This window comes from Priestia sp. D51 (genome assembly GCF_053345675.1).
In genome coordinates, this window is the sequence record NZ_JBLTIR010000013.1 from 21,622 (window position 1) to 44,153 (window position 22,532).

The 22,532-nt window shown below is 37.5% G+C and carries 18 protein-coding genes; 1 reads left to right on the forward strand and 17 read right to left on the reverse strand.

All coding sequences use genetic code 11. The features are described from left to right. Positions 1–2: 2 nt before the first annotated feature. From ACNHOZ_RS26505 to mscL, 10 genes are all read right to left on the reverse strand, one after another. A complete protein-coding gene (locus ACNHOZ_RS26505; protein WP_048022360.1) occupies positions 3–1,238 on the reverse strand; it encodes a sensor histidine kinase in 1,236 nt (411 codons plus the stop codon). Beyond that, positions 1,231–1,908, reverse strand: a complete 678-nt coding sequence (locus ACNHOZ_RS26510; protein WP_048022362.1) for a response regulator transcription factor — start codon at positions 1,906–1,908, stop codon at positions 1,231–1,233. Before ACNHOZ_RS26510 ends, ACNHOZ_RS26505 begins: the two co-directional genes overlap by 8 nt. A 145-nt stretch (positions 1,909–2,053) precedes the next feature. Beyond that, positions 2,054–3,166: an acyltransferase gene (locus ACNHOZ_RS26515; protein ID WP_028411891.1), complete on the reverse strand. Its 1,113-nt coding sequence runs from the start codon at positions 3,164–3,166 to the stop codon at positions 2,054–2,056. Between the two features lie 218 nt (positions 3,167–3,384). Next, positions 3,385–4,458 carry an ABC transporter substrate-binding protein gene (locus ACNHOZ_RS26520; RefSeq protein ID WP_028411892.1) on the reverse strand — a complete coding sequence of 358 codons (1,074 nt, stop codon included), beginning with the start codon at positions 4,456–4,458 and terminating at the stop codon, positions 3,385–3,387. Further along, positions 4,455–5,261 (reverse strand): ABC transporter permease, encoded by an 807-nt coding sequence (locus tag ACNHOZ_RS26525; RefSeq protein WP_028411893.1) that lies wholly within the window; start codon positions 5,259–5,261, stop codon positions 4,455–4,457. The genes ACNHOZ_RS26520 and ACNHOZ_RS26525 overlap by 4 nt, the downstream gene beginning before the upstream one ends. A gap of 1 nt (position 5,262) precedes the next feature. Continuing rightward, a complete protein-coding gene (locus tag ACNHOZ_RS26530; RefSeq protein ID WP_028411894.1) occupies positions 5,263–6,063 on the reverse strand; it encodes an ABC transporter permease in 801 nt (266 codons plus the stop codon). Then, positions 6,053–7,162 carry an ABC transporter ATP-binding protein gene (locus tag ACNHOZ_RS26535; protein WP_028411895.1) on the reverse strand — a complete coding sequence of 370 codons (1,110 nt, stop codon included), beginning with the start codon at positions 7,160–7,162 and terminating at the stop codon, positions 6,053–6,055. Before ACNHOZ_RS26535 ends, ACNHOZ_RS26530 begins: the two co-directional genes overlap by 11 nt. 20 nt (positions 7,163–7,182) lie before the next feature. Then, a complete protein-coding gene (locus ACNHOZ_RS26540) occupies positions 7,183–7,725 on the reverse strand; it encodes a helix-turn-helix domain-containing protein (protein ID WP_028411896.1) in 543 nt (180 codons plus the stop codon). 195 nt (positions 7,726–7,920) lie between these two features. After that, the gene (locus tag ACNHOZ_RS26545; RefSeq protein WP_048022364.1) at positions 7,921–9,990 is read right to left on the reverse strand and encodes an LTA synthase family protein; all 2,070 of its coding nucleotides are present in this window, start codon (positions 9,988–9,990) and stop codon (positions 7,921–7,923) included. Between the two features lie 194 nt (positions 9,991–10,184). Continuing rightward, positions 10,185–10,580, reverse strand: a complete 396-nt coding sequence (mscL, locus tag ACNHOZ_RS26550; protein ID WP_028411898.1) for a large conductance mechanosensitive channel protein MscL — start codon at positions 10,578–10,580, stop codon at positions 10,185–10,187. A gap of 277 nt (positions 10,581–10,857) precedes the next feature. Here mscL and ACNHOZ_RS26555 point away from each other — a divergent pair, with 277 nt between their 5' ends. Next, positions 10,858–11,394, forward strand: a complete 537-nt coding sequence (locus ACNHOZ_RS26555; RefSeq protein WP_048022366.1) for a L,D-transpeptidase — start codon at positions 10,858–10,860, stop codon at positions 11,392–11,394. Positions 11,395–11,430: 36 nt separating this feature from the next. On the opposite strand, the gene ACNHOZ_RS26560 is transcribed toward ACNHOZ_RS26555, so the two are convergent. The 7 genes from ACNHOZ_RS26560 to glmS all read right to left on the reverse strand — a co-directional run bounded on the left by ACNHOZ_RS26560 (position 11,431) and on the right by glmS (position 22,228). Next, the gene (locus ACNHOZ_RS26560; RefSeq protein ID WP_048022368.1) at positions 11,431–11,916 is read right to left on the reverse strand and encodes a VOC family protein; all 486 of its coding nucleotides are present in this window, start codon (positions 11,914–11,916) and stop codon (positions 11,431–11,433) included. Positions 11,917–12,005: 89 nt separating this feature from the next. Then, on the reverse strand, positions 12,006–13,148 hold the full coding sequence (locus ACNHOZ_RS26565; RefSeq protein ID WP_048022370.1) for a mannitol-1-phosphate 5-dehydrogenase: 1,143 nt from the start codon (positions 13,146–13,148) through the stop codon (positions 12,006–12,008). A 5-nt stretch (positions 13,149–13,153) separates the two neighbouring features. Next, positions 13,154–15,244, reverse strand: coding sequence for a BglG family transcription antiterminator (locus tag ACNHOZ_RS26570; protein ID WP_048022377.1), 2,091 nt, complete (start codon positions 15,242–15,244; stop codon positions 13,154–13,156). 60 nt (positions 15,245–15,304) lie between these two features. Then, positions 15,305–17,197, reverse strand: a complete 1,893-nt coding sequence (locus ACNHOZ_RS26575; RefSeq protein ID WP_048022379.1) for a PTS mannitol transporter subunit IICBA — start codon at positions 17,195–17,197, stop codon at positions 15,305–15,307. Between the two features lie 160 nt (positions 17,198–17,357). Then, positions 17,358–18,704 (reverse strand): SH3 domain-containing protein, encoded by a 1,347-nt coding sequence (locus ACNHOZ_RS26580; protein WP_048022381.1) that lies wholly within the window; start codon positions 18,702–18,704, stop codon positions 17,358–17,360. Positions 18,705–18,847: 143 nt separating this feature from the next. Continuing rightward, the gene (locus ACNHOZ_RS26585; RefSeq protein ID WP_013054976.1) at positions 18,848–19,564 is read right to left on the reverse strand and encodes a YebC/PmpR family DNA-binding transcriptional regulator; all 717 of its coding nucleotides are present in this window, start codon (positions 19,562–19,564) and stop codon (positions 18,848–18,850) included. Positions 19,565–20,425: 861 nt separating this feature from the next. Then, positions 20,426–22,228: a glutamine--fructose-6-phosphate transaminase (isomerizing) gene (glmS, locus tag ACNHOZ_RS26590; RefSeq protein ID WP_014461996.1), complete on the reverse strand. Its 1,803-nt coding sequence runs from the start codon at positions 22,226–22,228 to the stop codon at positions 20,426–20,428. Between the last annotated feature and the right edge of the window lie 304 nt (positions 22,229–22,532).

Here is a 22,532-nt window from a genome sequence, read left to right on the forward strand (position 1 = left end):
TTTCATAGCGGAATTTTCACATAAAATTCCGTACCCACGTTTTTTTGACTAAAAACCTTAATTTCTCCGTCATGAGCTTGTACAATCCATTTGGCAATCGCGAGCCCTAAACCTGATCCTCCTTCGGCACGCGCCCGACTCTTATCACTTCGATAAAAGCGATCAAACACATACGGAAGATCTTTCGCTTCAATTCCAATGCCTGTGTCTTTGACAATTAGCGTCATAGAGTGATGATGTTTCTTTAGACTAATATGAATGCTTTCTCGAGGTGGGGTGTACTTAAAAGCGTTGTCTAACAAAATCATACATAGCTGATGAAGTCGTTCTTGATCTCCTCCGAACATTAACGATTCAATTTCCCTTGTGAAATGCAGCTCCTTTAGTTCAAATATAGGCTCAAACTGATTAGCTACTTTATCAACTAGCTCACCCATATTAAAGACCGTTTTGTTTAGCAGCTGTGCACTTGAATCAGATCTAGCGAGTGTTAGTAAGTTGCCCACCAGCTTCGTCATCCGCTTTACTTCGTTTAAGCTTTGATAAATGTTTTCGCTTTCTTGCTCAATCGTATGATTTGGTCGTCTAAACAATAGCTCGAGATGCGTTTGCATCACGGAAAGAGGCGTCCTTAACTCATGGGAAGCATCTGCAATAAATTCGACTTGTTTGTTCCAAGATTTTTGAATAGGTACAAGCGCTCGATTGGCTAAAAACAAGCCAGCTACAAGGGAAAGAAGCAGTCCAATAAAAGCTGAAATGACAAGAAGAAAAGCAAGGTGCTCTAAGGTTTGAGTTTCTGGATCTACGTTTAAGACAAGTTGAATTGTTGAAACGTCTTGATCTTTTATATATCCTTCATTTTTCACATTCATCACTCGATAAGCATGACCGTTTACCTCTTGCGACGTTTTGATTTTCCCTTCTGAGAGCGCAGGCTTAAAGTCGTCAATATCGTTTGTATATAACCCTTTTTTAGGTGTAATTTTGATTAATTTTTTATCACTGCTCCAAAGTAAAAACGCAACGCGACGTTCTGTTTCTCTCTCATTGTTTTCCTGAATTTCATGTAAATTTCTTTTTTTAACCTGCTCGCTCATCTCACTTAGCCGATTGTCCGGGTTTAAAAAAATAAGATGCTGCATGTAAAAATATAAAACCACACTAAAAATGCTCAAGATAACCATCAGCACCATTGTGTTAAATAACACAAGCCTGATTCTCGTCTTTTTAAACATGCTCTTCCCCTTTTAACATAAAGCCTACGCCTCTGACTGTACGTACATAATTGTCACAATTAAAAGGCTGAAGCTTCTTTCTTAAATGGTGAACATAAACATCAACTACGCCCACTCCTACATCGGATGTAAAACCCCATACCCGATTAAAAATTTGATCTCGAATAAGGATTTGTTCTTTATTTCGAATAAAATATTCCAAAAGCTGAAATTCTTTAATCGTTAACGTGAGGACACTTCCATTAATCACTACTTCATGATTGGCTTCTCGTATAGAAATGGGACCATATGAAATCATACCTTCTTCTGCCTGCAAGTCCCTAAGCATTACCCTTAACCTCGCAAAAAGTTCAGCCATGGCAAAAGGCTTAACCAAATAATCATCGGCTCCATAGTCGAGTCCTTTCACTCGATCTTCTACACTATCTTTTGCAGTAAGAAAAATAACTTTGGTCAACACCTTTTGTTTTCTTAGTTTTTTTAGTATGTCAAGCCCTGTCATACTCGGCAGCATAATATCTAAAATTAAGGCATCATAAATATTCTGCTCTGCTAAAAACAAACCTTCATCTCCATCAGACGCACAATCAACTTCATATCCTTCTTCTTTTAAGCCTTCTACGATACCGTGTAATAATGAAGCATCATCTTCTACCACAAGTACACGCATATCAAATTCCCCCTTTTGTGATTACCTAAATAATCATTATCTTAGCATGTCACTTTTAAAAATATTTTAAAACTAGCGCGTTATCATCTCTTATACTTTATAAAAAAAGTTATGCCTGCAAGCAGGCATAACTTTTAACTAAACGCTATTTATGATCAGGACGTCGGTAAATGAACACCGCTTCTTTTGGCAGTTTACCAAACAAAAAGCTAGCAAACGGTAAAAGACGATGACATCCCCAAATAATGAGGTAACAGCCCGCTAATGTCAAAATATAACGTGCCAAGATTTCCACGTGAAACATATAGTTGCCTTGTATTGGTACTGCTTTTGCCACAAAGTTTAAAACCATTGGATGAATCAAGTAAAATCCAAACGAGTACATGGCAATATTTTTAACGACCGTCACGGACTTCACAGAAAGCTTTTCAGCTAATATCTCTGCAATTCGGAAGAAGAAATAACTTCCCACGACCAAATAAAGCGTATTAACAGCCTCATACGTAAAGCCTGAAATGTGAATCGTCTTCATTGTGTATAAGTGATAATTTAACAGTGAAATAGCTATTCCCGATCCGAGCGTCACCAGAAATAATACAATATTTGAACGACTGTACTTTTTATCCACTTGTTCGCGATAATAAATACCAATCCAACCGCCGAGTAAAAACGTAGCCATCGTATTTAAAAATAAATTAAATGAAGTGATATGATACGTATTGTTAAGCATTAAATAACCAAGCTGAATGATAATACCAAACAGCCACATGTATTTTTTAAAAATGGTTACTTTTTGTGCTAGCCATACAAAAACCGGCAGCACGAGATACACTTGTACAATTAAAAAGATAAAATGAAGCTGATAGTAGGACTCTCCGCGTAAAATACGTTTCACAATATCAGCTGCATTTAACTCTGTTGCTCCCACATAGTACGAATAAAATTCATAAATAAGTGCCCAAATAACATAGGGGACTAAAATATATGTCACTCTTCGAGCATAATACGTTTTCCATAAAGTCTTTGTTAACGGCTTGTTAATGTAACTATAAAAGAAAACTAAACCTGTGATCACAATGAAGATCCCTGCTTCAATTCGAACAATTCGGTTAAGGAAATGATATTTCTGATAAGCTTCACTTGCAAATGGCAGTACCGTTGCATACGCTGCTGTTACATGTACGAGCACAACCATCATCATAGCGAATAATCGTAAAAAATAAATGGATTGAATATGCTGCTTTTGTTTTTGCTTCACTTTTTCTCTCCTATATAATGTGAAATATACATTCTAGATGAATAATAGAACATTCAATTTTTTCTTATCTTTCCCGTTTTACAAATAAAAAAGCTAATAACATAAAATAAATGTTATTAGCTTTACTCGTTTGTATTTTATCTTTCCTCTTGCTATCACGCAACTGAATTTACAAAAACAATAAAGAACTTGAGTATAAAGGCCTAACTAAGTACCTTTTATTTACGGTGCATTTTGAATTCTAAAAATAATTCATTGTAATAAGCAAGCATTCGTTTGCCTAAGTTATTATATACTTCAAGCTTATTGGTTAGTTCTTCATCCGGATAAAAACGTTCATCTTTCGCTACTTCTTTCGGCAAATAATCTAACGCTTTTTTATTAGGCGTAGAATACCCTACATATTCTGCATTTTGAGCAGCGTGTTTAGGATCTAGCATAAAATTCATGAATTTATGTGCACCTTCTACGTTTTTAGCCGTTTTTGGAATAACCATGTTATCGAACCATAAATTCGAACCTTCTTCTGGAACAACGTAATTCAGCTTATCGTTTTCACTCATAATTTCAGAAGCATCACCTGACCAAACAACGCCAACTGCCGCTTCTTCATTTGCTAGGAGCATCTTAATCTCGTCTCCTACAATGGCTTTTACGTTTGGTGTTAATGTATCAAGCTTTCTTTTTGCTTCTTGAAGATGAGCTTTATTCGTATCATTTAATGAATAATTTAAGCTATTTAGCCCCATTCCCATCACTTCTCTAGCGCCATCTGCAAGTAAAATTTGATTTTTTAGCTTAGGATCCCATAAATCATTCCAACTCTTTATCTTCTTACCATGAATCATATCAGAGTTATAAACAATACCCACAGTTCCCCAAAAATAAGGAATAGAGTACTTATTGCCAGGATCAAAAGATAGGTCTAAAAAACGCGGATTAATGTATTTTAAATTAGGCAGCTTCGAATGATCAATTGGCAATAGTAAATTTTCTTCACGCATCTTGCTAATCGCGTATTCAGAAGGAACAGCAATATCAAATGTCGTACCGCCTTGTTCAATTTTTGTCATCATTGCTTCATTCGAATCAAAGGTCTGATAAATGACTTTAATTCCGGTTTCTTTTTCAAACTGATTCACTAAATCAGGATCAATATAATCTCCCCAATTATAGACGGTCAGCGTATCTCCTCCAGAGTATCCTTCGGCATTGTTCAAATGATGAACCACATACATAAGAACGAAAGAAAGGATGACGATGAAGATAAACGGCTTTGCTAATTGCTTCATTTTCCAGTCGCCACCCCTTTCGCTTTATTGCTATATCGCTGACTGATAAAGTAATAACCAATTACAATCAGCACGGTAAACATGAAAATAAGAGTAGAAAGAGCATTGATTTTCAGCGAGACCCCTCTTCTTGCTAACGAGTAAATTTCTACTGAAAGCGTGGAAAAACCATTCCCGGTCACAAAGAACGTAACCGCAAAGTCATCCAAAGAGTAAGTTAAAGCCATAAAAAAGCCTGCAAAGATACCCGGACGAATAAATGGCAATACCACTTTCGAAAGTACTTCAAAGCGACTTGCTCCCAAATCACGGGCTGCATCGAGCAGTGTCGGACTCATTTCCTGCAGCTTAGGCAGAACCATGATGACCACAATCGGTACACTGAATGCAATATGCGCTAATAATACCGATATAAACCCGAGCTTTACACCGATAATGGTAAATAGAATTAAAAAAGATGCGCCAATAATAACATCTGGACTCACAATTAACACATTATTAAATGTTAACAGTGTATTTTGAACACGTCTGCGCTTCACGTATACGATAGCAAGTGCTCCTATCACGCCAATAATCGTTGAAATAACCGAAGACAATAGAGCAATAATTAAGGTATTCAAGACAATAATGAGCAAACGTGTGTCTTGAAACACTTCTTTGTACCAATCTAACGTAAACCCTTCAAACTCTCGCATGTTTCCTCCGCTGTTAAAAGAGTAATACATTAAATAAAAAATGGGCGCGTATAAAATGAAAAAGACAAAAAATAAATAAAGGTGGCTGAACTTCCACTTTCTCTTCATTTTACACACCTCTCTTTCCAGTGCCTGTTATGAGCATCATAACGGCCATCGCAATAATTAAAAAGACAGCAATTGTGGCTCCCATGCCCCAATCCTGCGTCACTAAAAAATGTTGTTCAATCGCCGTTCCCAGTGTAATGACGCGGTTTCCAGCAATTAAACGCGTAATCATAAAGAGTGACAGTGCTGGAATAAAAACAGCCTGACAACCTGATTTAACCCCTTCTAGCGTTAGCGGAAATACCACGCGCTTAAATGTCACCCATGAAGATGCCCCCAAGTCTCGCGAAGCGTAGATAAGCGAGGGATTAAGTTCTTCTAAAGAGTTAAAGATCGGCAAAATCATAAAGGGGATAAAAATATACACTGATACAAATACAAAACTAAAGTCAGTAAATAAAATTTGATGAGTACCAAATCCCAGAAATTCAGTAAATTTATTAACCGTACCGTACGTGCCGAATATGCCTAAAAAAGCATAAGCTTTTAATAATAGGTTAATCCACGTCGGTAAAATAATCAGTAGAAGCCAAAGCTGCTTATGCTTAAGCTTCGTTAGTAAATAAGCTGTTGGATAAGAAAAAACCAAGGAAAATAACGTAATTAAAAAGGCATACCAAAATGAGCTCAGCGTCATCTGTAAATAAACAGGGGTAAAAAATTTCTTATAGTTTTCAAGCGTCAGCTCATTATCAATGCTGAAAAAAGAATAATAGACAACTAATACAATGGGAGCAACTACAAAAAGCAAAATCCATAACACATACGGGACTAAATAAATATTTCTTGATTTAGTTTGCATGGTAATCCTCTTCATAACCTTCGAGTCGCTTATCGAATTCTTCTTCCGTTTCATTAAATCGCATAACGTGAATAGCTTCAGGTTCAAAATATAAACCAATTTCTTCGCCAACCGTTGCCTTTTTTGTAGAGTGGACGAGCCACTCATTCCCTGCATGGTCATAGCCTAAAATTTCATAATGGACTCCTCTAAACAGCTGTGAATCTACACGAACCTGCAGCTTTCCTTGATCGGAGCTTGTAATGGCTAAATCTTCAGGGCGAATCACAATTTCAACCTGCTCATTTCGGTTTAACCCTTGATCGACACATTCAAATTGCTGGCCGCCAAACTCCACTAAAAAGTCAGCAATCATTTTACCTGGTACAATATTTGATTCACCAATAAAATCGGCAACAAAACGATTAATTGGCTCATCATAAATATCTGTAGGTTCCCCGCTCTGCTGAATTCTTCCTTTATTCAAAACAAAGATTTCATCGGACATCGCAAGCGCTTCTTCTTGATCGTGCGTAACAAAAATGAACGTAATACCTAGACGGCGCTGTAATTCTCTTAACTCGTATTGCATTTCCGTACGCAATTTTAGATCAAGAGCTGAAAGCGGCTCGTCCAGCAGAATGACTTCGGGCTGATTTACAATTGCTCGTGCAATGGCTACGCGCTGTCTTTGACCGCCCGACATTTCCTTTATTTCTCTCTTTTCATATCCTTCTAGGTTAACAAAGCGAAGGGCTTCTTTAACTTTTATCCCAATATCAGCATTTTTCATCTTCTTGATTCGAAGACCAAATGCTACATTTTCAAATACATTCAAATGCGGGAAAAGCGCGTAGTCTTGAAAAACCGTATTAACCTGACGTTTGTTAGCCGGGACATCATTAATTCTTTTTCCATTAAAATAAATCGTTCCGCTCGAGGCCTCCGTAAAGCCTGCAATTAATCGTAAAATCGTTGTCTTTCCACATCCCGATGGACCTAAAAGGGTATAAAACTTCCCTTTTTCAATTTCAAAGCTTACATGATCCAATACAACTGAATCATTATCATATTGCTTGGTCACATTTTCAAATTGAATAATTGTATTCGTAGATGTCATTTCACTTCACCTCTTTTGTTCTATAAATAAGACTCTGTCGCCACGATAATTAACTCTGTTATTCCGTCATGAGCATTTAAAATCTGATGTTCTTCAGAAGCTTGAAAATAGATGGTTTCCCCTTGTTTAGCCTCATATATTCTGCCTCCAAGCTTCACCTTCACACACCCGCGCAAAATGTAGCCAAACGTTTCTGAAAGAGAAGGTTCAAATCTCTTAAATGCACCTTTTTCATGAAGAATAAGACGAATTGGCTCCATTTCCTTTTCATTTGATTCATGTACAAGCCACTGAATATGGTAACCTTTTTCATCTTCGCAATAACTCGTGTAGTCTTCCTCTTTATATACAACCTTTTGAACATGCGTATCAATTTCGAAGAATTCTTTCGGTTCGCACCCCAGCACTTCCAAAATACTAAAAAATGTTTCTAAAGACGGCGAACTTAAATCGCGCTCTAGCTGCGAAATATAGCCTTTGCTTAAATCAGTACGTTCTCCTAGCTCTTCTTGTGTTAAGCCTTTTTTTAATCGTAAATTCTTAATTTTCTTTCCTATTTCCATACTCTCGATCCTCAACTGTATTTAAAATTAGCAAACAGCATGAATAATTGTTCATGCTGTTCCAAACTCAAGTTTTGTTTTACTTAACTTAAAGTTTACTTTTAACCTTAAAATATTATACATGAATTATTTTTTAGTACAACCTTAAACACTTAAAAAATAAAAACTCCTTTTATTTAAAAGGAGTTTTTATTTTTATTTATACAACCTATGCGTTTCGTACTGTTTCCCGGATAATGTATCAAACTCAACTTCATGGTAATCTTGAAGGTCTTTTGCAGCTTTATTAGAGAGCGCTGCCGGATCATCCACTAGCTTTCCTTTTGAATCTATATACATATTTGAACGAAAAGCCGGCACTTCTGTTTTCATTTGATTCAGCTGATCGTAGAACAGATTACTTTTGTAACCAAGAGATTGAACAAGCGTCGGAGCAATATAAATAGGACTCATCGTACCGAGATTTTTATCTATTTTTGTATCGTAATTAGATAAAAATAAGAGCGGCGTCTCATAAAATTTTTGAGATGTTTGCTGCGTCTTCTCGTTTCCAAAACCCGTTTCTTTGTAAGCTTGAAGGTTTTGTCCAAGTGCTGGCAAATGATCTCCCCAAAATACTACAATGGTCGGCTCGTCCAGCTTTTGAATTTCATCGCTCAATCGTTTTAAAGCAGCATCTGAACGTTTAATTCCTTCAGCATAAATTTCAATTTCCTTTTGCATTTCTGGTGATAACCCTTTACCGGTTACTTTAATGGTTTCCTGACCATTATACTTATCCGCAGAATAAGGAAGATGATTTGCAATCGTTACAGCATGCACAAATGCAGGCTTTTTCGACTGACGAAGCGTATCGAGCACTTCATCAACTACCGCTTCATCGGAAACAAATTCTTTGTTATCTTTTTGCGTATGCTTCATTTCATCAATAAACTTCACTTGATCAAATCCCAAATTTGGATACACATTTTGCCTCATATAAAGCATACCGCTGTTTGGATGCATAGCTGTTGTAGCATAGCCTTGTTTTTCTAAATAAGAAACAAAAGACGGATATTCTTTTTTACTCAATACATGCTGATAAGGAAGACCTCCAGGGTTAAAGAAAGACAAAGAGTAGCTCGTCAATGCTTCAAACTCTACATTAGCTGTCTCCCCGCCAAATGAAGGACTTAAAGACCACCCAGAAGGATATTTCTTTTGAAGTTCTCTTGTATTTTTCATTGGATCTTCAGAGAACGTCACGTTAAGCTTTGTTGGGTCCCAAAACGTTTCATTCATTACAAACACGACGTTTGGTTTGACTTCAGCCTTGCTTTCTTGTGTTTTCTCTTCCTTTGAATGAATGCGCTTTGCCACTTTGGCCATTACTTCCTGTGAGTAGTCATCCGGCTCTTGCAGCACATCTGTTTTAACATTTGAAATCATGCCAATAACCGGTCCATTATAGTAATAATTATTTTGCTGATTCCAAGGCATCAGCGCAGCATATTGATCATAATATTTTTGAGCAAACGAGTGTTCAAAGAATAAAAATGATTTCATTAAAAAGATAAGCGGCAGAATCATAATAATTCGAAGAAACCATCGAATTTTAATTTTCGGCAAGAAAAACCAAAGAGCAATCAGTACGATAATAGATCCAATAACTCCTATGACAATAGGAATTGAAATGGAATCTTTAATCATCGGAATAACTTCTTTTAACTGACTCGCCTGAATAAAATCGTTCGGGAACAATGGTTCATTTCGAAAGATTTTTTTATAATAGTTTACAAGAGCTAAAATGAAATACAGAACAAAGGTAATCCCAGCCCCTAAATAAGCTTCCCCTACTAGCATAATGATCGCTAGTGTTAACAGCGAAAGTAAAAATACCGTAAAAAGATAGCGTTCAGGGTATGCTTGCATCCACTCTATTGTTTTGCCTGGATTATGTATATCAATATGATAGATAACAAAAACCATAGCAGAAACGGCTGCTACCGCAATTGAAAACACAATTGCCGTAAAAATGGCGTACCACTGCGAACCTTGTATTCTCTCTATCTGATTAAATCGAAGCAGCAAATAGAAAGTGAGCGCCCATAAGACAAGTGAGCATCCCCCTATTAATACGACGAACCCAGCTGTATGGATTTGGGCCCAGTCAAACAATATCTTTGTGTCATTTGATATATTAAGCATAACAACACTGTATAAAAAAACGCTAAGCAGCCCATACGCCACCAGCATTGGCAAAGAACGATACAAATGTTTAAACATAACCTTAAGCCTCCTATTTACAATATCTTAACACTTTTAATATGATTTTAACATTCCTATCTCTCTCGCCTTCACGCCTAATTTTCTCAAAATCACATCAATAACATTTCCCGCGAAATTTCACAAAAAAAAGCCCGCTTTTCTGATGAAAAGACGGGCCTCTTAGCCGTTTTATACGTATGTAAAAATTGCTGTTATGAACGCTCTTTCACTGCTTCTGCTTTTAGCAGATCACGAATTTCTGTTAAGATCTCTTCTTCTTTTGACAGAACAGCCACTTCTTCCTCTACTTTCTCTTCTTCTTTTCTCTTAAAACGATTAAAGAAACGAATAAATAAGAAAATCGAGAATGCAACAATTAAGAAATCAACAATTGTTTGAATAAAAGATCCATATAATACTGTAGCATCTCCAACCGTAAAGGATAAATCTTTAAAGTCTATCCCTGCTAACAACAAACCAATCAGCGGCATAATAATATCATTTACAAGAGACGTGACAATTTTTCCAAATGCAGCTCCAATAATAACACCGACAGCTAAATCTAATACATTTCCTCGCAAAGCAAACTCTTTAAATTCTTTAAGCATCTGTTTATTCCACCTCCTGCCCTTCATTTCAAACTTTCATGATAATACATCCTAAATTAAACAGACAAGGTGCATTTTCATTTTTCTCTTTTTCATGAGATATGTACCAGACCTTTAGTTGTATTTCTGCCCATATTTTCACTTTATATTCGCATGTAAAAACGCACTTTCAGTTTTCATTCAGGTAAGGTTCATGTTCAGTCCATTTTTCTTTTATACACTAATAGCATGTAATTCATCAAATATGTAATCGAACAATAGAGGAGATGGCTAGAACGTGAGAAAAATTCTACTGCGAGCAGCGGCTTTGTGTCTCGCAGCTATTATCAGTATTTCTTATACAGCAAGCACGGCGGACGCAAGTGAAAACACAGCAAGTAAAGATTTAATTATTATTAATAAAAAAACAAATCAGCTTGCTTATTTTCATAACGGAAAGTTAGAAAAGACGTATTCAGTAGCTACGGGAAAAACATGGAACGATACGCCGGTAGGCTTTTTCAAGATTGTTAACAAAATTAAAAATCGCCCTTACTATACAGGGCACATTGCAGGAGGCGCTCCTAATAATCCTCTTGGCTCTCGCTGGCTAGGGCTTAATGCAAACGGAACAACCGGCGACACATACGGTATTCATGGGAATAACTCAGAAGCTAGCATTGGCAAATATGTAAGCCACGGCTGCGTACGGATGCACAATGCGGATGTGGAAGAACTATTCGATAAAGTAGCAGTAGGAACATCTGTAACTATTACGTATTCATCAAAAACCTTCGAAGAGCTGGCAAAGGTATATGGCTACGGACAGCTGTGAAAAATAAAAGCTTATCCAAAAAATGTGGATAAGCTTTTATTCTTCTTTATTCCCATACATGAGCTCCGTACTATGTGAATATAGCTCAATAATATTCCCAAACGGATCTTCGCAATAAATTAAGTAATAAGGTTTTCCAGGTCTTGTATTCCATACTTGGCTACGCTTTTTACCGCCTGATTGTTCGATTTTATCCGCTAATTTTTCCACGTCATCGACTATTAAACACATGTGAAAATAACTTTGATACTGCTCATCGCTGTCTTTTAATACAAGAGGCATTTGCGGCTTATTAAATTCAAACAGTTCAATGCCTACCTGGTTATCAGCTGTCATGTGAGCATTTTTCATTTTTTTAATATGAGACCCTAGTAAATCTTGAGTCATATTTTCAGCTTTTTCTTCCTCCGCATTAAACGTATAAGGACCGGCAATCAGCTTAAAACCTAAAACTTCCCCATACCACTGGACGGCTTCTTCTACATCAGGTACAGCTAATCCAACGTGAGTAATAGCTACCATTTTATCATCCTCCTATACACAAACATTCCCTTTCTACAAAAAGAAAAACAGCCCATTTAAAATGGACTGTTTACACGTATTAGAGTCATTTACGATTTTAAAGCATGATATTGAGCAATGATTTCTTTTGTTAAATTATTACTTGCCTCTAACCCACTGATCTCTTTTAACACATACTCAATACCATAATCATGAATATTCGCTTGAAGCTTCATAGCCTCTTTATCTTCTTGCGGGTCAAATAGAAGCGCAGCAGCGATGGCCTTCGCTAAGTGGGTATAAGAAAGGCCCGCTTTTTTTGCTTCTAGCGCTGGACGAATCAAACGATCCTGAGGTCCAAGCTTGCGAATTGGCGCTCTTCCTACCCGTTTAACTGAATCATTTAAATGAGGATTCTTAAAGCGCTCAATAATTTTTACGATGTAGGCTTCGTGTTCCTCTCTATCTAAGTCATATCTTTTAATTAGATAGTCTCCTGTTTCTCGTAGCGTTTGCTGTACTTGTTGGTAAATATCTGAATCTCTTAACGTTTGATCAATCGTTTCTTTTCCTTTTAAATAACCAAAATATGCAATCACCGCATGTCCTGTATTTACTGTAAATAGCTTTCTTTCAATAAAAGGAGCAAGGTCAGGCACAATCGTCATTCCTTCTACAAAAGGAATATTTTCAGGTGCCTCTACTACCCATTCATAATAGGATTCTACTAAAACATCAAGCGAACCTTGGTTGTGTTGAAGAGGTACGATACGATCTACAGCTGAATTGAAGAAAAAGACCTTATTTACCATATGAGCTTTTGTCTCTTCATCCAGCGCATCAAAAATATAGCCTTTTAATAAATCTGTCGCAGAGATTTGATTTTCACATGCAATAATATATACCTTTTCGTCGCTTGTTTTCACACGCTCAGCCAAACCTTTAGCAATTAAAGGAGCAATGCGAGGCAGAACGTTCGGTCCGATGGCTGTCGTAATGTACGTTGCTTCTTTAATCGCTTTAATGACTGCTTGTTCTTGCGTCAGATTATTTAAACCAGATACGTTTTGAACAGCTAATGTCTCTGGGTGCTCTGCGGCTGTTATTACGTTATACCCTTCATCTGTGTTTAACTGATTAATAATCTTTTCAGCAATATCTACGAATGTAACGTGATAGTTGCTTTGAGAAAATAATGCCCCAATAAATCCTCGCCCAATATTACCTGCTCCAAAATGAACTGCTTGTTTCACAAAAATCATTCCTTTATCAAATTATTTCGAAGGTACTCATGAAACGTATCCTCTAGCCTTGTGCGAATTATCTCTTCGTTCGAAGACGAAAAAACCATCATTGCTTCATGATCTTCAATTAAACTTGTACTAATTAAACTTAAGATTTCTTGCTGTACTTCACTTAACTCCTCAGGTGCTAGCATTAATAGAAGGTTACGCGCCTGCATGTTTGTTCCGTCCATACCTTTAACTGTGCAAGGCTGTTCTAAATGTGAAACTTGAAAAATCAGCTCTTTCACGTGATGTTCACGGCAATGGAACAGTGCCATACTCGTTTGCGGAATACCTAAACCGCCTTTGTTTTCTCGTTCCTTAAGCTGATCAATAACGCAGCTGGCATTGGTTATTAAACGTTCTTTTTCAGCTGCTTTTACTACGTGCGAAATCACTTGATCATGACTCACTGCATCCGAAAATCGATACATTCTAAGGTTTTGAAGAATTGATTCGATACTTCCATGCACATCTTTAATTTGCTTCATCGTTTCCTCAAAAGAGGGTTTTTGTGTAAAGACGGTCTTATTTTTATATTGGAACGAACGATAGCCCTTATCTTTGGTTAACTTTTGAATGTTTTTCTGTAAAAAATTCTGAACGGACTGAATATCCTCTTCGGTTAAGAGTGGATTGACTAAAATGTAATCGACATTTAAAAAAGGAAGTCTTACTGTTGAAATCACTACGTCATACCCTTCAAGCGCCGCTTCTTTGATTTCTTTTACCGATTTAATGACAACTGAATTAATCTCCGGAATCTCTTTACGAATACGGCTAGCTAACATTTTCGAAGTGCCGATTCCAGTTGGACAGACAATCAGTGCCTGAATTTCCATGACTTCTTCTTTTAGCACTAGCGTTGAACCGAAATGCAAAACAAGATATGCCACTTCATCATCTGGAAAAACTAAATCCGGCAGCTCTTGATCGATACTGTTTCTCACAGCCATAAATAAAACAGGGTACTTTTTCTTAATCTCTTCCGTTAATGGATTAAAAAGCTCCATTTTTTGCTTAAGACGAAAAATTGCCGGTTCCATATGAGCAAGCAGCCCTTGGTAAAGGGAAAAATCACCGGTCAAGTCGGTGTTAAGCTGAACAGAAACATGAGAAATCATATTCTTAATAATCTGCCCAACCACTACGCTGTCGTAATATACGTCTCTAGTAGTTTGGAACTTAGCTGCACGCAGTCGTACTGCTAAGAAATGAATATCTTTTTCCGTGAAAGAAAGAGAAAATACCCGTTCAATTTCGCGGCAAATATCCTTCATTAAGAACAGTTCACTCACCAGCTCTTCCGTTTGGCCGCCGTCGTCTTCTAGATACATTTGCTTTTTCGTTCGCTGTATCATAATGCAAATATGAACAATGAGCCCTATATAATCGCTGTCAGCCAGCTTAGAATGATGCTGATTAATCGCTTGATGTACAATTCGGTCTACTTCTGCTAAATAATTCGGATAAAAATAATGCAAAATCGTTTCATCCGTATGCTGGTGATTTTCTACTAGAAACAAACATTCAATTAACTCTTCATTAAAGTGGACAAGAAAATAATTGGCTAATGCGTTCCGTTTATTGGCTTCAGTAGCTTGAACCTCTACTCCGACCCCTCTCTTTCGATGAAGGAAAACGTCAAATGTGGTTAACCACTCTGTTAATTCATCTAGATAAGCAGTTAGTGTAGTAATACTTACTTCTAAGTCTTTAGCCAGCGTTTGTAATTTAAATGAATCTCCTTCTTCTAGAAGAAGAATTAAAAGAATTAATTTTCTTTCCTGTGGAGACTGATCCGTCGTTTTAATCTTCATCAGCTCTTGGATAAGACGAAAAATTTGTTCATTTTTACCTTCAATCATTAGTCCTTCATCTTGTGTACGAATCAGCTTTAAATCAAATTTTTCAAGTATTGATTCAATTGCCTTCAAATCTCGGTGAACGGTTCTTACACTTACATTCAAAAAAGTAGCAAGTGTAAGTGCTGTATGCTTTCCTGCCGTTTTAATAATTAACTCAATGATTGATTTTTCTCTTGAAGTAATAAACAAGAACATCAACTCTTTTCTTATTTATAAACAAAGGATAAAAAGGCATCTTCATGCCTTTCTATCCCGTTAGTTACTTTGAATAATAGCCATTAATTCTTTAGCTGATTTGGCATGAACCATCTTTTCAATATTGTTCATATCAGAACATGTAATCGCGATACCAGATAAAATTTCTAAATGGGTGCCGTCTTTTCCGGCAATTCCGAAAATCAAACGAACTTTCTCACCATCAAAATCAACGCCTTCTGGAACTTGAATTACTGTAAAACCTGATCTTAAAACGTTCTTTTTCGCTTCTTCCGTACCGTGCGGAATCGCTACGTCATTTCCCATATAAGTAGAAGTCATATTGTCTCGCTCAATCATCGCTTCAACATAGTTTTCTTCTACATATCCGCCTTTTACTAACACACTTCCTGCAAATCGAATTGCTTCTTCCTTAGAAGAAAAGTGCTGATTCAAGAAAACGTTTTCTTCTTTTAATAAACCATCATTACTATCTGTATAGTTTTCTGCAGATACGTTCTTTTCTTCTTCCGCCTTAGAAGTAGTATGATCATTTTTTAGTTGATCAATTAGTTTGTCATATTCCGGGCTAGATAGAAAGTTATCCACCGAGATATGATACGCATCTGGAACTTTGTTTTGAGCTCTTGGCGTTAGCTCTTCCTGTGTAATAACGATTTGAGCATCACTTGGAATATTACTGATAGCTGTATTTGTTACCGAAATATTTAAATCTGCTTGTTTAACTTTCTTGCGAAGAAGAGAGGCGCCCATTGCACTCGATCCCATACCTGCGTCACAGGCAAAAACAATTTTTTGAACGCTTGCTGGTACGTCGCCTTGCTGTTTTGTAAAGCTTCCTGCTACAGAGCTCTTCTTGCCCTTCATCTCTTGCATTTTGCGAGCTGCTTCGTCCAAATCTTCTGTTTGCTTGCCCGTTTTTAAAATTAACGAACCTACAATAAACGATACGATGGCTGCAACAAGAACACCTGAGATATTTGCAACATAGCTGCCTGCATTACCTGGTGTAGCAGCTAAAATAGCCAAAATACTTCCTGGTGAAGCAACGGCTTGTAAGCCTCCTCCTAAAAGAACAAATGTAAATACTCCGCTCATTCCTCCTAAAATAGCCGCAATGATTAGAAGAGGACGCATTAAAACGTAAGGGAAGTAAATTTCGTGAATTCCGCCAATAAAATGAATGATGGCCGCTCCCGGTGCTGACTGTTTTGCTGTTCCTTTTCCAAAGAAGCAATACGCTAACAGAATTCCTAATCCCGGACCAGGATTTGTTTCTAATAACAATAGAATGGACTGTCCGTTTGTTCGAATTTGTTCTGCGCCAATCGGAGATAAAATGCCGTGATTAATGGCATTGTTTAAAAATAAAATTTTAGCTGGTTCAATTAAAATACTTGTAAGAGGAAGAAGGCCATGTGCAACCATCCAATCTACACCCACTACAAGTGCACCTGTAAATCCGTCCACAGCTGGGCTAACTCCTAAAAAGGCTAGAATCGCTAGAATTCCTCCAAGAATACCTGCTGAGAAATTATTAATTAACATCTCAAATCCTGTTTTGACTTTACCTTCAATAAACTGGTCAAACTTCTTGATGATATAGCCGCCCAGCGGCCCCATAATCATAGCGCCTAGAAACATCGGAATATCAGATCCAACAATGACGCCCATGGTCGCGATAGCACCTACAACGCCTCCGCGCTGATCGTGTACAAGCTTTCCTCCTGTGTAGCCGATTAGCAGCGGAAGCAAATACTTGACCATTGGATCCACTAGTTTGGCAAGGCTTTCATTTGGAAAAAAGCCTGTTGGAATAAATAAAGCAGTAATAAGTCCCCATGCAATAAATGCTCCGATATTTGGCATAACCATTGAACTTAGAAAGTTCCCAAATTTTTGTACAGCTACTTTTATATTAGATTGAGCCATTTGCTCTCTTCCTTTCTCTACGTGGTGATACTTTAATCGTAAGAGATTAAACGCTTTCATTCAATGAATAGGAAAACTAACTTTGTCGTACCACAGACGGACAAAGCTTTTAATTACATAAAAAAGCAGCTGAATTACACGAATTCAGCTGCTTTCTAACTTAATATTTATCTAATTCACTTACAGGAGATTGAATAATAACTGGATTTTTCTCTGGATTTAACCATTTTAAAATAGAGACAACTTGTTCTTTAGAAGTGGCCGTACATCCTGCTGTATAATTTGTTCCTACATGAAAGAAGATTGCACTTCCCTTTCCTGGGGTTCTAGATTCATTATAATTAATGACAAACCCATAATCATAAGCCGGGATATCCATGTTCTCAGCGCTCGTCCAGCGGCCATTCGCTGGCTTTTGCTGCCACGTATTATACAGAGAGCTTTTTGAATCGTCTACCCACACATCATTTGATGTAATCTTTCGATATGGAAGCTTAGTTCCAGGATTTGCATAGCGTCCGAATGCTGTGCCAATTGTATATTTCCCTGTCGGAGACTCCATATCTCCTTCTTTTTTCGCTAAAGCGAATCCTTTTTGTCCAAGTACACCGTTCGCAGTTAAAACTTGCTTCCATTTTCCATCAACTTTTTCAAATGTTTGAATTTTAGCAGACTTCGTATCGTAGTTATCTGCTGTAACCAAGATGACTTGCTGAGCGTTGCCTAACGTTTTAAAAGAATCGACTACGAGCTTTGGAGACGCTGTAGCTGAAGCCTGTACATAGTCACTGCTTACATAGCCTGTGCGGCCGTTATAGTTAATTTTGTACCAGCTTCCGCTTTTGCTCACCACAGACAGCTTCTGGCCTTTTGTCACACTTCCTATAGATGCGTAGTTGGTGCCTGCTCCGCTTCTTACGTTCAGCGTGCTCGCCGTTACTGTGTACGTTGTGCTTTCTGCTGGTGGCATTGTTGGGGCCGTTGTTGTTCCCGATGCTTGTACATAATCGCTGCTTACGTAGCCCGTGCGGCCGTTGTAGTTAATTTTGTACCAGCTTCCGCTTTTGCTCATCACAGACAGCTTCTGGCCTTTTGTCACACTTCCTATAGATGCGTAGTTGGTGCCCGCTCCGCTTCTTACATTCAGCGTGCTTGCCGTTACTGTATACGTTGTGCTTTCTGCTGGTGGCGCTGTTGTTCCTGATGACTGTACATAATCGCTGCTTACATAGCCTGTGCGGCCGTTATAGTTAATTTTGTACCAGCTTCCGCTTTTGCTCACCACGGATAGTGTTTGATCTTTTACTACGCTGCCGATAATCCCGTAATTCGTTCCCGCTCCGCTTCTCACATTTAGCTTGCTTGCCGTTACTTTATATGTAACTGTTGCTGCATATGCCTTTTCTTGATTTCCCCCAATTGAGCCAAAGCCAGGCGTTACAGCCGTTGCAAGCGTAGCTGTTAACGCCATCCCCACCATTAATTTTTTCAACTGCTTTCCCTCCATTTATTCCTTATAAAATTCTACTATTTTCTATTCTTAATTCATTATCTTACCATATTCCAAACGAAGGGAAAGGGTCAATAGATGCTTTTCACACGGCCTATAAAAAAAGACAGACCTCTTTGATAGGTCTGCCTCTTTCACTATTATCCTAAATCAACGTTGTGATATACTTGCTGCACATCTTCTAAGTCCTCTAATGCATCAATCATTTTTTCAAACTGAGCTTGTGCATCTTCAGGAAGAGTTACATCATTTTGAGCAAGCATCGTTTGCTCAGCTACTGTAAATTCCGTAATACCAGCATCATTGAACGCTTTTTGTACCGCATGGAATTGATCCGGATCAGCATAAACAATTACAGAATCTTCTTCTTCTAAAATGTCACGCACGTCTACGTCTGCTTCCATTAACAGTTCTAGCGTCTCTTCTTCATCTTTACCTTCTACACCAATAACAGCTGTTGGATCAAACATATACGCTACTGATCCGCTTACTCCCATATTACCGCCGTTTTTACCAAAGGCAGCACGCACGTCTGAAGCTGTTCTGTTTACGTTATTCGTAAGAGCATCTACGATAACCATTGAGCCATTTGGTCCAAAACCTTCGTAACGAAGATTATCGTAATTTTCTTCTGAACCGCCCTTTGCTTTTTCAATGGCACGGTCAATAATTGCTTTTGGCACATTGTATGTTTTCGCGCGTTCTAATACAACTTTTAACGCTTGGTTTGATTCTGGATCTGGCTCACCTTGTTTTGCAGCCACATAAATCTCACGGCCAAACTTGGCATATATACGACTTGTATTAGCATCTTTTGACGCTTTCTTTTCTTTAATATTGTTCCACTTACGGCCCATATTGTTTCACTCTCTTTCAAAATTGAATCTAATAAAATAAATAGGCAATGATATATCCGTTTTTATTATACATCAATTCCCTCTTATCTTTCGAGTTTAATACCTAAAAAAGACAAGCAATCTTTTGGTATATTTCGTTAACTAAATAAATGAGAAAACCATTTGATAACAGGCTGAATGATTTTTGTATATACCTTTTTCAGCGGTTTGTATATACATCTCACCCAAATCCACCGTAGGGGATAGTAGATCATATGAATTATGATCCACTTAACTCCTTTCCAAAAACAGAAGAATATACGCTGACAAAATGAAACCACGGGAATAACAATTTCATTGTAAAATGGCAGCACAACATATTTCCATAGAAGATAACAAGGGTAACAAACCATGTATAAAACAGGGTATAAAACATACTTCCATATAAATCTAGTTATAGGCAAAAAACATCGTTTCCAAACGAAGAGAATAAAAGGATAGATGAGGACACTCCATAGCCAAGAAATAGGATAAACGAATAAAAAACGTATAATGTATCTCCAAATGAAATCAATGACAGGTTGAATAATTCTTGTTCCTATCCATATGAGGGGCTTAGCGATAAAATATATCCATATCTTACACAAAATTTGAAATACAAAATAAAAGGGAAAATACAAGACAAAAAAGATGCCTCGCAACACGTACTTTATACTTTGAGCTACTCCACTAATACTTTTCACTTCCTTTTTTATAAATAAGTTTCATTCATTTACCTACTCTATTATATAAAATAAATGAAGCAAGCAAATATATTTTTTAGCTCAATGAGAATTATATACAAAAACACCCTTCTATAATAGAAGGGTGTCTAGAACCTTATTATTCTACAGTAACTGATTTTGCTAAGTTACGTGGTTTATCTACATCGCAATCGCGGTGCAATGCAGCGTAGTAAGAGATTAATTGTAAAGGAATAACCGCTGCTAGTGGTGAAAGTGTTTCGTGAACTTTCGGAATCACGTAGCGATCTTCTTCTGTTTCTAATCCTTTCATTGAAATGATACAAGGATTAGCTCCACGTGCTACTACTTCTTTTACGTTACCACGGATGCTTAAGTTTACATGTTCTTGTGTTGCTAATGCAATAATTGGCGTATTGTTTTCAATTAAAGCGATTGTTCCGTGCTTAAGCTCTCCTCCAGCAAATCCTTCTGCTTGAATGTAAGAGATTTCTTTTAGTTTTAACGCGCCTTCTAAACCTACATAATAATCAACAGAACGTCCAATAAAGAATGCGTTGCGAGTTGTTGCTAAGAATTGAAGAGCAATGCTTTCCATTTCTTCTTTGTCGTCGCAAAGTACTTCCATTGTGTTTGCTACGATTGCTAACTCTTGAACTAAATCAAATTCTAATTCAATGCCGCGTGTTTTTGCTGTTACAGCCGCTAGAATTGATAGGACTGCTAATTGAGCTGTATAAGCCTTTGTTGATGCTACAGCAATTTCCGGACCTGCATGAAGTAATAACGTATAATCAGATTCACGAGATAATGTTGATCCCGGAACGTTTGTGATTGTTAACGCTTTGTAACCTAGTTCTTTAATTTGAACTAATACTGCACGGCTGTCAGCTGTTTCTCCACTTTGAGAAATAAAGATAAACAGTGGCTTTTCAGATAAAAGCGGCATGTTGTAAGAGAATTCACTTGCTACGTGCACTTCTACCGGAACCTTCGCCCACGTTTCAATGAATTGTTTACCTACTAGGCCTGCATGATAGCTTGTTCCACATGCTACGATATAGATGCGGTCTGCTTCATCCATTGCTCCTAAAATGTCTGCATCAATGTGCAGTTCATTGTTTTCATTTTGATACTCTTGAATGATTTTACGAACAACTAAAGGCTGCTCATCAATTTCTTTTAACATATAGTGAGGGTACGTACCTTTTTCAATATCACTTGCATCAAGCTCTGCTGTGTAAGGTGCTCTTTCTACCACTTCACCATCAAGCGTTTTAATTGTTACGCCTTCTTTTGTAACAATTACTGTTTCTTTATCCATTAATTCTACGTACTGATCTGTTACTTGAAGCATTGCCATAGCATCGCTTGCTACAACGTTAAATCCTTCGCCAACACCTACAAGAAGCGGGCTTTTGTTTTTAGCTACGTAGATTGTATTTTTATCTTCGTTATCAACAAGAGCTAGTGCATAAGAACCGTGAAGCAAGCTTACTGTCTTGCGGAACGCTTCTTCTACATCTAAGCCTTCTGCTGCGATTTTTTCAATTAACTGAACGATTACTTCTGTATCCGTTTCGCTTTTGAACGTTACATCTTGTAAATATTCACGTTTTAAAATAGCGTAGTTTTCAATTACACCATTATGCACAAGCGTGAAGCGTCCAGATGTACTTTGATGCGGGTGAGCATTTTCTTGGCTTGGTACACCATGAGTTGCCCAACGCGTATGACCGATACCTGCTGGTGCTACAACACTGTTATCTACTGCCTGACGCAATTCTGCAATACGACCTTTTTCTTTGAATACGTGTACGCCTTCATTGTTAACAACTGCAATACCTGCTGAGTCATAGCCACGATATTCTAACTTTTCAAGACCACGTAATAAAATTTCTTTCGAATCTTCTGTTCCAATATATCCTACAATTCCGCACATAGATAAAATCCTCCTTCATGTATGAAAAGAGAGTCTCTTTTCATCATCAATGATTATCATCTCAATGCTTTTGTCCAATAAGTCACCTCATTGTTTTTCACATCAAGTTTTCGGCCGTGATAATCAACAACCGGGAGGCATCCGCCGATACTTCGATAAACCTCCTCCTCGTCAACTAAGTCGTTTCCGTCCCTTTACTTAGTTCAGGCGCTTTGTATTCACTTTTAAAATAGATTGTTCACTCCTTTACATAAATTAAGAGACGAACAGATTTAATATTACAATAAGAAGTGAGAAAACGTCA

Bases quoted from the DNA above. Each gene is read 5' to 3' on its own strand.
- ACNHOZ_RS26505 (WP_048022360.1), bottom strand. From the start codon at position 1,238: ATGTTTAAAAAGACGAGAATCAGGCTTGTGTTATTTAACACAATGGTG.
- mscL (WP_028411898.1), bottom strand. From the start codon at position 10,580: ATGCTTAAAGAATTTAAAGAGTTTGCTTTGCGAGGAAATGTATTAGAT.
- ACNHOZ_RS26570 (WP_048022377.1), bottom strand. From the start codon at position 15,244: ATGTTCTTGTTTATTACTTCAAGAGAAAAATCAATCATTGAGTTAATT.
- ACNHOZ_RS26540 (WP_028411896.1), bottom strand. From the start codon at position 7,725: ATGGAAATAGGAAAGAAAATTAAGAATTTACGATTAAAAAAAGGCTTA.
- glmS (WP_014461996.1), bottom strand. From the start codon at position 22,228: ATGTGCGGAATTGTAGGATATATTGGAACAGAAGATTCGAAAGAAATT.
- ACNHOZ_RS26560 (WP_048022368.1), bottom strand. From the start codon at position 11,916: ATGGTAGCTATTACTCACGTTGGATTAGCTGTACCTGATGTAGAAGAA.
- ACNHOZ_RS26510 (WP_048022362.1), bottom strand. From the start codon at position 1,908: ATGCGTGTACTTGTGGTAGAAGATGATGCTTCATTATTACACGGTATC.
- ACNHOZ_RS26545 (WP_048022364.1), bottom strand. From the start codon at position 9,990: ATGTTTAAACATTTGTATCGTTCTTTGCCAATGCTGGTGGCGTATGGG.
- ACNHOZ_RS26575 (WP_048022379.1), bottom strand. From the start codon at position 17,197: ATGGCTCAATCTAATATAAAAGTAGCTGTACAAAAATTTGGGAACTTT.
- ACNHOZ_RS26535 (WP_028411895.1), bottom strand. From the start codon at position 7,162: ATGACATCTACGAATACAATTATTCAATTTGAAAATGTGACCAAGCAA.
- ACNHOZ_RS26585 (WP_013054976.1), bottom strand. From the start codon at position 19,564: ATGGGCCGTAAGTGGAACAATATTAAAGAAAAGAAAGCGTCAAAAGAT.
- ACNHOZ_RS26520 (WP_028411892.1), bottom strand. From the start codon at position 4,458: ATGAAGCAATTAGCAAAGCCGTTTATCTTCATCGTCATCCTTTCTTTC.
- ACNHOZ_RS26525 (WP_028411893.1), bottom strand. From the start codon at position 5,261: ATGAAGAGAAAGTGGAAGTTCAGCCACCTTTATTTATTTTTTGTCTTT.
- ACNHOZ_RS26530 (WP_028411894.1), bottom strand. From the start codon at position 6,063: ATGCAAACTAAATCAAGAAATATTTATTTAGTCCCGTATGTGTTATGG.
- ACNHOZ_RS26580 (WP_048022381.1), bottom strand. From the start codon at position 18,704: ATGGAGGGAAAGCAGTTGAAAAAATTAATGGTGGGGATGGCGTTAACA.